The organism is Collinsella aerofaciens, assembly GCF_015556945.1.
Classification (GTDB): Bacteria; Actinomycetota; Coriobacteriia; order Coriobacteriales; family Coriobacteriaceae; genus Collinsella; species Collinsella aerofaciens_AO.
Genome location: NZ_JADNNH010000040.1, coordinates 1 through 11,208, shown reverse-complemented (window position 1 = coordinate 11,208; position 11,208 = coordinate 1). Strand labels below are relative to the sequence as shown.

Genomic DNA, 11,208 nt, shown 5'->3' with positions numbered 1-11,208 from the left:
CCGCATCTGATGGTGTCGACGTCAATGGTATACGGGTGCACCATCGACGTCTTCAATACAGAAGATATCAGTGCGGAATGTTTGCGAGACAAAGTGCTCCCGGCCTTGCCGGGTCTCCTGCGTTGTCGTCCTTTAGGGAACCACGCTAAATTAAATTGGTGTCCTCGGACATGCAAAGAGGCTCGCTGCGCACTTCGTGCGGCGAGCCTCTTTGCGTCCTGCGGAATTTTTTGGGAGATAGCCCAAACAGCCCCGGCGGGGGTCCTTTGGAGTCACCCTTTAGGCGGAACTCTCCTAATTATTTGGATGAGTCGTTTACTTACTTGTGCTGTTACCGTCTTCCCGCTGTTGTTGGGGTATGCTTTGTTCGTATGTAAACGTATGACATGTTGATGGGGGAGGGTGCTATGGCTCGCGAGAGTGCTCGTTCTAAGGATACGGCTAAGCCTGGCATCAAGGAAGTTGCAGCGGTGGCGGGGGTTTCGCCTACTACGGTATCTCGCGTGCTTAATAATCGCGGCTATATTAGCCAAGAGACCCGCGATAAGGTCCATGCCGCGATGAAGCGCATCAACTATACGCCCAACGATATCGCCCGTGCCATGCTCAACGGTCGCCTGAATCTTATCGGTATGATCGTCCCCTATGTCAGCAGTCCGTTTCATGCCCAAGTGGTTCAAGTCATTGAGCATACCCTGGCCGAAAACGGTTTTAAGATGCTGCTGTGCAATAGCGCCAATCGACCCGAGCTTGAGCGCTCTTATATCGACATGCTTCGACGCAATATGGTTGATGGCGTCATCGTCAACTCGCTTAATATCGGTGCCGAGGCGTATGCCGAGATGGGCTTGAGTCTGGTTGGTATCGACTGCGACCTTGGCGAAGCCTCTGTTCAGATTGCGAGCGACAGCTATAGCATCGGCGAACTTGCCACGCGTCGCCTGATCGATGACGGATGTTCACGCATCCTGTGCCTGCGCAGCAATAGCCGCATGCGCATGCCTGCCAATAAGCGTACCGATGCCTACCTCGATGTTGTTGAGCAGGCCGGTTTGCCCGCGCTTGTCCGTGAGGTCGAGTTCGTTAAGCCCGACGACGAAAAGAGCGCGGTCGTTGCGAAGATCCTCGATGAGAACCCCGATATTGACGGCATCTTTGCGGGAGACGACACGATGGCGGCTATCTGTCTTAACGTGATGAAGCAGCGCGGCTTGAGCGCTCCGGGTGATATTAAGGTCGTGGGCGCGGATGGTGCCCGCCGCACTATGACGTTTATGCCTGACTTAACAACCGTACGCCAAGATATCGATCGCATCGGTGAGCTCGCGGCGCAATCCATCGTCGCTCTTGTTAACGGCGAAAAGCCCGAATCGAATATCAAGCTCCCCGTTGAACTCATTGAGGGTAAAACCGCGTAGTTCATCCCGTGCCAAAAGAATTCCTCAAACGCCTCTGATGACCGTTCGCCGGCATATGTCAACCGTTTGCCGACGACTGGAACTGCGAAAAGACGTATTGGTGTGAAAACGTTTGACATATGAAAACGATTGACATATCTTGCAGTTGTACCGAGTTAGTATCTCGTGAGAAAGGAAGTCTCGGATGCACAAGGTGTATTACCAGCCTGAGGGAATTTGGGTAGGCGACATCATGCCGTACGGCGAGGACGGCACGTTCTATCTCTATCACCAGCGTGACACACGTAACCCCGGACCTTTCGGAGAGCCGTTTGGCTGGGCACTCGCTACGACCAAGGACTTCGTCAATTACAAAGACTTTGGCGAGAGCCTTGAGCGTGGCGGCGACGAGGAAGTCGACCAGTATGTTTATGCCGGCACGGTGTTTAAGGTGGGCGACAAGTACCATGCGCTCTACACTGGTTGCAATCGCGATAAGGTCAAGGCACGCTTGATGAAGCAGGTTCTTCTTCACGCAACGAGTGACGACGCCGTCAAGTGGGAGAAGAACATCGCCGAGACGCTGCTTCCGCCCCAGGAGGGTTACGATGACCGCAACTGGCGCGATCCCTTTGTGCTTTGGGATGAGGAGAACGAAGAGTACATGCTCATCCTCGGCACGCGTGTGGGCGAGGACAAGCGTCTGATGACCGGTCGTCTGGTCAAGTTCACCTCCAAGGACCTGGATACCTGGGAGTTCCAGGGCGACTGGTGGAATCCGGGCCTGTACACCATGTTCGAGATGCCTGATCTCTTTAAGATGGGCGACTGGTGGTATCTGGTGTTCTCCGAGTACAGTGATGGCAACAAGACCCGTTACCGCATGTCTCGCTCTATCAACGGTCCTTGGATCACTCCTGCGGACGATTCCTTCGATGGCCGCGCGTACTATGCCGCGCGTACCGCATTTGATGGCGAGCGCCGCGTTCTCTTTGGTTGGGTTCCTACGCGTGACGAGGGCGGTGACCCCAGCTCTTACCTGTGGGGTGGCACCTTTATGCCTCTCGAGATCGTTCAGCGTGCTGACGGAACGCTCGGCACCAAGCTCCCCGACAGCATGCTTGGCGCCTTTGGCGAGGCTAAGGCAGTCGAGGCCTTTGAGCTTTCCTGCGAGTCGGGCAAGGTCGAGCAGGTGCTCGCCGCGGATGCCGGTTCCACCTATATGCTCGATGCCGACATCGAGCTCGCCGGTGACGCTGCCGGCTTCTCGGTGAAGCTTGCCGAGGACGCCGAGTCCGGTCTTGCCTATGAGTTCCGCGCCAACCTGCGTGAGGGCAAGCTCGAGTTTACGGCGGCCCCCCAGTATCCGTGGTTCCAGGTCAACAACATGGGCCTCGAGCGTCCGTTGTTCTTTAAGGGCGAGGGCACTCATCATGTGCGCCTGGTCGTTGACGACGATATCGCGACCATCTTTGTCGATGATGTTGCGCTTAACGCGCGCTTCTGCAATAAGCAGGGCCAGGGTGTGGCGCTGACGGTCACCGACGGTACGCTCAAGTGCGCAAATGCAACGATCGCGTCTCTGTAATGGCATCAAAACGTCTTATGATTTCGTAAAGGAATGGAGAGGAACATGGACTACAAAGTAGTGTCTCAGCAAGTCGTCGATAACGTCGGCGGTTTGGAGAACATCGAGGGCGCCACGCATTGCGTTACGCATCTGCGTCTGGTGCTCAAGGATACGAGCAAGTACAACAAGGCCGAGCTCGAGAACATCGATGGCGTCAAGGGCGTGCTGTACAACAGCGGCCAGCTCATGATCATCTTCGGTACCGGTACCGTCAACAAGGTCTACGATGAGTTTATGGCTCTGACGGGCGTTAAGGAGATCAGCGCTTCCGAGGTCAAGGGCGCCGAGGCGGACAAGAAGGGCAAGTTCTTCTCGGTCCTCAAGGTATTCTCGGACATCTTTATTCCCATCATTCCCGCCTTCGTCGGCGCCGCTATCATCATCGGCCTTAAGTCGCTGATCGTTGCCAACGGCCTCTTTGGCATGGAGGGCAGCCTTGCCGATCACAGCGAGTTCCTCAAGAACCTCGCAAGCTTCTTTGCCATTATCGCCACCACGTTTGACTACCTGCCTGTCCTGGTTATGTACAGCGCGGTGAAGCGTTTTGGCGGTAACCCGATTCTGGGCATCCTCGTCGGTATCGTCATGGTTCACCCGAGCCTTATGAACCGCAACACGTTCGTTATGGACCCGACGGGTGCTGAGTACTGGAACTTTGGTCCGCTCTCCATTCCCATGGTTGCTTTCCAGGGTGGCGTGTTCCCTGCAATCCTGACTGCCTGGTTTATGGCCAAGGTCGAAAAGATTGCCCAGAAGTACATCCCCGAGGTCGTTTCGTTCGTCTTTGTCCCGACCGTTACCCTGATTCTTGCTAACGTCGCCCTGTTCACCGTGTTCGGCCCGCTCGGCAACCTGATCGGCGACGTCCTCGCCGGCGTAATCGATATCCTGTACAACAGGATGGGCGTCTTTGGTGCCTTTGTCTTCGCCGCGTTCCTGCAGCCGCTTGTCGTTACCGGTACGCATCAGTTCATCCAGGGTATCGAGGCAAACCTCGTTGCCACGACTGGCTTCAACTACATCCAGGCCATCTGGTCGGTTTCCATCATCGCCCAGGGCGGCGGCGCCATCGGCATGTACCTCATTCACAAGAAGCATTCCAAAGAGCGCAACATCTGCATGTCGTCCTTTATCCCGACGCTGGTCGGTATCTCCGAGCCCGCAATCTTTGCTGCAAACATGCGCTACTCGATCATCCCGTTCATCTGCGCTTGCATCGGTGCAGGCTGCGGCGGTGCCTTCGTGAAGCTCTTTGAGGTGCGCGCCATCGGTCAGGGTCTGACCGGCGTGCTTGGCCTGCTCATCGTCACGCCCGAGACGCTCGTGTGGTATGTGGCTGGCAATCTCATCGCCTTCATCGTGCCGATCGTCTTGATCTTTGCCTACAACAAGGCAAAGGGCGTGCCGACCACCGATGAAGAGGGCGCTGGCGCTGGCTTCGACGTTAGCTTCTAGTTGAGCCGTTCAGCGTAATGTGCGGATAAGTCCATTTGGGGAAGGGCGTTCGGCTCGTGTGAGTCGAGCGTCCTTTCCCATAGACGAGAAAGTCAACGGCGATGTTTAATCAAAAAAATAAGGTGACACGCGCGGACTATGAGCAGTGGCGTGCCGGACAGGATGAGACGGCGGCTCGCATCGCATCCGACCCCGATAGACTTTTGTTCCATGTGGAGCCTGAGCTTGGCTGGCTCAACGACCCCAATGGTTTGGTTCAGATTGGTGATACGTATCACATCTATCATCAATACGATCCGTTCGATGCTGCGCATGGCGGTCCAGTGCTTTGGAACCATCTGACGACAAAGGATTTTGTGACGTACGAGAATCACGGCCCCGTGCTGTTCCCCGATTCCAATTTGGATTCGAGTGGAGCGTATTCTGGTTCTGCCTTTGTACGTGATGGCAAGATTCACTACTTCTATACCGGCAACGTTAAGCATTTTGACCGTGATGATTACGACTACGTGTTGACGGGCCGTGAGCAAAACCAAATTCATATGGTTGCCGAGAATCCCGACGAATTGGGCGAGAAGCGCATAGCTGTTGGGCCGGTCGATTACCCCGACGATATCGGTACGCACGTGCGCGACCCCAAGATCCTTGAACACGACGGTATCTACTACATGGTTCTCGGCGCTCGTACGAAAGACGATCGCGGGTGCGTGCTTGTCTATACCTCGCGTGATCTAGAGGACTGGGGCTATGCGACGCGCATTGAGCTGGGCGAGAAGTTTGGCTTTATGTGGGAGTGTCCTGATCTGTTTGAGCTCGATGGCGAGCTTATTCTCGTTTGCTGTCCGCAGGGCGTGCCCGCCGATGGCTGGCGTTACCGCAATCCGCATCAGTGCGTGTGGTTCTCCATCGAGGCCGATTGGGGGGCGCCGAGCTTTAAGATCGTCGGCCAGGGCATGCCTCCGATGGTTGATGCCGGTTTTGATTTCTATGCCCCGCAGTCCTTTGAGGACGCTGCGGGTCGGCGTTTGATGATTGGATGGTCGGGTTGCCCCGATGCGACGACAGAAAGCCCGACGGTGGCGCGCGGGTGGCAGTGCGCGCTGACGGTGCCGAGAGAGCTGAGCATGCGCGGCGGCAAGCTCTGCCAGTGGCCGGCGCACGAGATTGAGAGGATGCGCGGCGATTGCGTTCGTGCTGTAGGCGGTGAGACCGTTGAGGAGCCGGGACGCCTGTTTGATGTCGTGGTTTCCTGTGAGGGAGCCAAGATGATCGAGCTCGAAATCCGCAAGGGTGTCTTTGTGCGTTATACGGACGGGATGCTTACCCTCGATATGGGCGACGAAGGCTATGGACGCGACCAGAGGTCGATCGAGCTCGGCGAACTTCGCGACCTGCGCGTGCTTTCGGACACTACGATGGTCGAGATTTTTGCCAACGGTGGCGAGGCGGCACTTACGAGCCGTACCTATTCGCCGGCGGTTCCGGCGATGGAGCTGCACGCCGAGGGTGCGGCGTCGATGGATTTCTACCGCCTCGCTCATTAACCGTGCATGGAGCACGATTGGACTTGTTGGGCGGAATGTGTCGCAGTTGCCGCGGCCAGCTACCGCTTATCGCGTATAGCGACCGTTTGCGGAATAAGTAACACTCCTTAATAAACCGTGTAGAATCTCAAATAAGCACGGAGTTTTCCAGGGAGACGCTGTCCTTTGTTGTGTGCAAGGGACGGCGTCTCTTTGGCGCTTGGAGGCCGTTCTACAGCAGGACGGTGGACGTGCGTCATATATTAAAAAACCAACGTCGAGATGGGTCGTGATAAGAATGGGCAAGTACGTAATCGTGGTTGAATCTGGTTCGGATGTGACGCCAGAGCTCTGCGAACGCTACGGCATCGTGCGCGTGCCCATGCATGTCACGATTGGCGACGAGACCGTCGAGGATGGCTCGATTGATCCGCTCGAGATTTACTCGCGCTGTAACGAGTTTGGCGTGATGCCCAAGACCAGTGGCTGTTCGCCAGCGGATTTTGCGCATGTGTACGACCGCATCCATGCCGAGCAACCCGACGCGACTATTTTGCATCTTGCATATTCCGAGGCCACGACCTGTTCGCATCAGTCCTCTAAGATTGCGGCCCAGGGGCGCGACTACGTGTTCTCCATGGACACACGCTTTGTCTCGGTGGGCCAGTCGCTCGTTGTCGTCGAGACCGCCAAATACATCGAGGCTCACCCCGATGTCACCGTCGACGAGATCTTTGCATTTACGAACTCCGTCATGGACCGCGTACTGTTGGGCTTTGTTCCTACCGACCTTGCCTTCCTTAAGGCAGGTGGCCGCTTGTCCAACGTCGCGTTCCTAGGCGCCCATCTGCTCAAGATTAAGCCCTGCATTGAGGTGACGGGCGGCAAGTTCGTGGCGACCAAGAAGTTCCGCGGTTCTATGCTTAAGTGCGCCCGTGCCTTTATTGATCACATGGTAGAGAAGGGCGAGATCGACTACTCGCATATTGGCCTGGCGTATTCGGTGGGTCTTTCCGAGGAGTTGCGCGACGACATGGAAGTCTATGCGCACGACCTGGGCTTTAAGGACATTACCTGGACTCAGGTCGGCGGCGTCATATCGAGCCATTGCGGCCCGACCGCCTTCGGCGCGGTGCTCACGCTCAAGGCGTAAGGCCTGGTGTCTATCGATATCTATTGCCTCGGCGGCGGGTGGGTTGTGATAACCTTCCCGCCGCTTTTGTGTGGGGCCAAATAGAACAACCCAATTGACCGCTAAACCGTTTCACCATCATGCGTATGGGCTAGAATGGCTCTGGCATTTATGTAACTAAAACCAATGAGAGGCAAGGTAGCGCGAATGGCAGAAATGACGCTTGAGGGTGTGGACGCTCGTCCCGAGGACTCTGCGTTTGCCCTTGGCCGCGTGCATTCGATCGAGACGATGGGAACGGTCGACGGACCCGGCATCCGCTTTGTGGTGTTTGTTCAGGGCTGTCCCATGCGCTGCGCGTATTGCCACAATCCCGATACCTGGTCGGTCAACGGCGGCACCATGGTGACCGTCGAACACCTGATGGATGAGTTCCAGAGTAACCACGAGTTCTATCGCAGCGGTGGCATTACGGTGTCCGGCGGCGAGCCGCTCCTGCAGCCCGAGTTTTTGGCCGATCTGTTTCGTGCTATGCATAACAACCCCGATGGCCGTGTACATACCTGCCTAGATAGCTGTGGCTATGCATTTGACCCCAACCACCCCGAGAAGTTCGATGCCGTGCTCAACGAGACCGACATGGTACTGCTCGATATTAAGCATGCCGATCCGGCCGAGCATAAAAAGCTGACCGGTTGCGATCCCGCACGCATTCTGGCGTTTGGCGATGAGCTGGCACGTCGCAAGATTAAGGTTGTTATTCGCCACGTGGTGGTGCCGGGTATCACCGATACGGTGGAGGAGTGCGAGAAGCTCGGTCGCCTCATCGCTCCATGGCACAACGTGGTGGGTTTAGAGATGCTGCCGTATCATACGATGGGTGTCGTCAAGTACGAGCAACTGGGCATTCCCTATAAGCTCGAGGGCGTGCCCCAGATGGATACCGCGCGCATGCCCGAGCTGCGCAACGCCGTCATGACGGGCATGAAAAAGCGCCGCGCGGAACTCAAAAACGCCATAGGCTAGCGAGCCATTTTCGCTCCCCAAGGGCACTCATTGGGGACAGACTTAAATGAGCGCCCCTGGGCACCAAGTTGATTGCCAAAGAGCCCCGTCCCAAAAAGACTGGTCAAGGTTGCGGTGAGATGCGCAACAGAATCGTGCCATTTGGATAAATACGCTTGTGGTTTCTTTAAAGACACCTTAAACGCTGCTGAATATCTTTGGAAAGAAATGCCTGCTCGGTATCATGCTGCTCGTATATAAACGGTGGCAGTCAGGAGACCACGTGCGAAACATCGCATCGCGGGACGAGTATGTGCCGCAGCATGGCAGCAGATATAAGACGAAGGGCACGTCTTCGCGTGGCCTTGCCGGCGCTCGCATCCGCGTGAGGAAGATTGCCGCCATTGGGATGCTAACGTCGGCGGTTATTATCCTCGGAATTACCGTTAAAACCTACGCCTCGGAGCGAACGGGGCGCCCAGATGCGTCAACGGTACAGCTGCAAAACGAGAAGGTTTCAAAGTCCAAAGCGTCGGCAGATCAAGCTCTGTCGACGGCAGATCTCAAGACGAGACTTTCGAAGGCGGACTTCAACGATATCCCTTCGGGTGATACCGTTCGGACCTTCTCGTTGGTGGATAACAAGACTCCTGCCTTGGAGGATGAGAGCCTTGCCTTGCTCCAGGATGCCCTGTGTCGGGCGCAGGAGCTGGGCGATGTGGGTGTAGTGTTCTACGACCTATCGAGCGGTAGGGGCGTGACGTATAACGCTGATGTCGAGGTGCATGGAGCGAGCAGCTACAAAGCGCTGTATGCGCTCTATATTTGCGAGACGTTGGTCGAATCGGGGCAGGTGTCGCTCGATGGGCCTTTAGCCACGTATGGTGGTTACAGCATGGGCTGGCAGACGGTGCGCAACCTTATCGAGAATGCCGTCGTCAACTCAGACAACGATTCGTTTATCGCGTTACGCGCGGCGTTTGACCATGATGGCTATGAGGATTGGATTGCCAATCTGGGTGTTGATGACGAAACGGCACTGAATCCGATGAGTGATTTTCCGACCTACTGCCCGCGCACTTCTGCGAGGTTATGGCGTGAGATGAGCGAGTATCTGAGCATGGATACCGAGACTTCACAGTGGTTGTCGGGCCTTCTGGCATCAACATCGCGCTCGTTTATTCGCGATGGCATTGCGGACGAGCAGGTTTTGGTGCGCAACAAGGCAGGCTGGATTAGCGAGGATGGTTACTACTCGACATGCGATGCGGGCCTTATCGACATCGATGGCTGTACCTATGTCATGGGTATCATGACATCGATGCCGTGGAGCGACCGCTCGAGCGAGGTTACGGCCGCGATTGCAAAGGCTCTGTTTGATACGCGAGCTGCACTGGCTTAGCGTGTTCGTTTGACGAGGTCAAACAAAATGCTGGTACCATACCGTGGTTGAGAATTTCGAATAGGTTTGGGGAATGGCATGGCTACCATTGCGATTATCGGTGCGCTCGAAAAAGAGATCATGCAGATTAAGGAAGAGCTGAGCGACGTTTGCGAGGCACGGGAGGCAGGCTTGACCGTTGTGAGCGGTGAGCTCGACGGCCTGACAGTTGTCGCCACAACGGCGGGCATGGGCACGGTGAACGCCGCCGCTGCAACACAGCACCTCATTAGCAAGTATGCTCCGCAGGCTGTTGTGTTTTCGGGCATTGCGGGCGGTTTGAACCCCAAGCTCCATATCGACGACGTGGTCATTGGCAAACGCCTACGCTATCTGGATACCGATACCGCGCTTATCGCCGAGTCCGCACCGGGGCTCGAGGAGTTTGGCTCGACGCCCGCGCTGGTCGATATTGCCGCCGACGTGCTTGCTGAGCGTGGGTTTGTTGACGCTTCGACAAATGCAGTCGCTTCGAATGAGGGCACCAAGCAGTTCCTGGTCGGCACGATTGCCACGGGTAACCGCTTTGTGACGGGCGCCACCATGCGCAACGACGCTATCGAGGCGACGCATGCCGATTGTGTCGGCATGGAGGGCGCGGCAATTGCCCATGTCGCAACCAAAAATGGTGTCGATTGCCTGGTGTTGCGCGCTATCAGCGATAATTGTGACGAGGCGTACGATGCAATTTGCGAGCGCGAGTTCGATCTGTTCGAGTACGCGCGTGTCGCAAGTGACATCACGCTCGATATCGTCCGCCGCATTGCCGCTGCGCAATAGCGCGTCTATTTGTAAGAACCTACGACCAAGGAGTGTCCATGGCCGATTCCATTAACTATCAGCTTGCCAAGTTCGTTGCCAGCTACGGCAAGGTTTCGCAGATTCCCGAGTCCACCTGCCCTGAGGTGAGCTTCGTCGGCCGCTCCAACGTGGGCAAGTCCTCCATCATGAACAAGCTATTTGGCCGCAAGAACCTGGTCAAGGTTTCGAGCACGCCGGGCAAGACGAGCAATATCAATTTCTTCGAGGCCGACGATGTGCACTTTGTGGACCTGCCGGGCTACGGTTTCGCGCGTCGCTCCAAGGCCGAGCGCGACCGTTGGGCCGAGCTTATCGGCGACTTTTTTGACTCCGAGCGCAGCTTTAACCTGGTTGTGTCGCTGGTGGACATTCGCCACGACCCCAGTAAACTCGACCATGACATGATCGACTACCTGCAGGGCAACGAGTTCAACTTTATCGTCTGCCTCACCAAGGCCGACAAGCTCAGCCGCACCCAGCAGGCCCGCCAGGCAGCAGCCATCAAAAAGCAGCTCAACGTCCCGGCCGAAAACGTAATCATCACAAGCTCCCAGACCGGCACCGGCATCGATGAACTCAAGCGCCGCATCGCCGAGGCCTGCCTCTAGTAAGGGCTCCAGTCTAGCAAGAGCCCCTATCAATAAAAGGCCATAATTTCAGCCCGGCGCCCCTTTAAAGCGTGGGTCCCTGTAGACATCGCCAGTGACGTTACCATAGGGCCACCCAGGGGCATCCCCTTAAAAACATTCCGCACTGATATCTTCTGTATTGAAGACGTCGATGGTGCACCCGTATACCATTGACGTCGACACCATCAGATGCGG

At 56.2% G+C, this 11,208-nt stretch carries 9 protein-coding genes; all 9 read left to right on the top strand.

Going from position 1 to position 11,208, the window contains the following annotated elements:
- Positions 1-407: 407 nt before the first annotated feature.
- The 9 genes from I2F59_RS09395 to yihA all read left to right on the top strand — a co-directional run bounded on the left by I2F59_RS09395 (position 408) and on the right by yihA (position 10,992).
- Complete coding sequence (locus I2F59_RS09395) at positions 408-1,418, top strand: LacI family DNA-binding transcriptional regulator (RefSeq protein WP_229055725.1); 1,011 nt, start codon at positions 408-410, stop codon at positions 1,416-1,418.
- Positions 1,419-1,602: 184 nt separating this feature from the next.
- Positions 1,603-2,985, top strand: coding sequence for a family 43 glycosylhydrolase (locus I2F59_RS09390; protein ID WP_117743236.1), 1,383 nt, complete (start codon positions 1,603-1,605; stop codon positions 2,983-2,985).
- Positions 2,986-3,030: 45 nt separating this feature from the next.
- Positions 3,031-4,482, top strand: a complete 1,452-nt coding sequence (locus I2F59_RS09385) for a PTS transporter subunit EIIC (protein WP_195503968.1) — start codon at positions 3,031-3,033, stop codon at positions 4,480-4,482.
- Between the two features lie 101 nt (positions 4,483-4,583).
- Complete coding sequence (locus I2F59_RS09380; RefSeq protein WP_229065433.1) at positions 4,584-6,026, top strand: glycoside hydrolase family 32 protein; 1,443 nt, start codon at positions 4,584-4,586, stop codon at positions 6,024-6,026.
- A 277-nt stretch (positions 6,027-6,303) separates the two neighbouring features.
- A complete protein-coding gene (locus I2F59_RS09375; protein WP_195503966.1) occupies positions 6,304-7,158 on the top strand; it encodes a DegV family protein in 855 nt (284 codons plus the stop codon).
- Positions 7,159-7,344: 186 nt separating this feature from the next.
- Complete coding sequence (gene pflA, locus I2F59_RS09370) at positions 7,345-8,163, top strand: pyruvate formate-lyase-activating protein (protein ID WP_195503965.1); 819 nt, start codon at positions 7,345-7,347, stop codon at positions 8,161-8,163.
- Between the two features lie 262 nt (positions 8,164-8,425).
- Complete coding sequence (locus I2F59_RS09365; RefSeq protein WP_195503964.1) at positions 8,426-9,544, top strand: serine hydrolase; 1,119 nt, start codon at positions 8,426-8,428, stop codon at positions 9,542-9,544.
- A 78-nt stretch (positions 9,545-9,622) separates the two neighbouring features.
- A complete protein-coding gene (mtnN, locus tag I2F59_RS09360; RefSeq protein WP_055285410.1) occupies positions 9,623-10,363 on the top strand; it encodes a 5'-methylthioadenosine/S-adenosylhomocysteine nucleosidase in 741 nt (246 codons plus the stop codon).
- Positions 10,364-10,401: 38 nt separating this feature from the next.
- Positions 10,402-10,992, top strand: a complete 591-nt coding sequence (gene yihA, locus I2F59_RS09355) for a ribosome biogenesis GTP-binding protein YihA/YsxC (RefSeq protein WP_055252447.1) — start codon at positions 10,402-10,404, stop codon at positions 10,990-10,992.
- Positions 10,993-11,208: the final 216 nt, after the last annotated feature.

Excerpts from the sequence above, each read along its gene's own strand:
- I2F59_RS09390 (WP_117743236.1), top strand. The coding sequence starts at position 1,603 with ATGCACAAGGTGTATTACCAGCCTGAGGGAATTTGGGTAGGCGACATC.
- I2F59_RS09380 (WP_229065433.1), top strand. The coding sequence starts at position 4,584 with ATGTTTAATCAAAAAAATAAGGTGACACGCGCGGACTATGAGCAGTGG.
- yihA (WP_055252447.1), top strand. The coding sequence starts at position 10,402 with ATGGCCGATTCCATTAACTATCAGCTTGCCAAGTTCGTTGCCAGCTAC.
- I2F59_RS09395 (WP_229055725.1), top strand. The coding sequence starts at position 408 with ATGGCTCGCGAGAGTGCTCGTTCTAAGGATACGGCTAAGCCTGGCATC.
- pflA (WP_195503965.1), top strand. The coding sequence starts at position 7,345 with ATGGCAGAAATGACGCTTGAGGGTGTGGACGCTCGTCCCGAGGACTCT.
- I2F59_RS09385 (WP_195503968.1), top strand. The coding sequence starts at position 3,031 with ATGGACTACAAAGTAGTGTCTCAGCAAGTCGTCGATAACGTCGGCGGT.
- I2F59_RS09375 (WP_195503966.1), top strand. The coding sequence starts at position 6,304 with ATGGGCAAGTACGTAATCGTGGTTGAATCTGGTTCGGATGTGACGCCA.
- mtnN (WP_055285410.1), top strand. The coding sequence starts at position 9,623 with ATGGCTACCATTGCGATTATCGGTGCGCTCGAAAAAGAGATCATGCAG.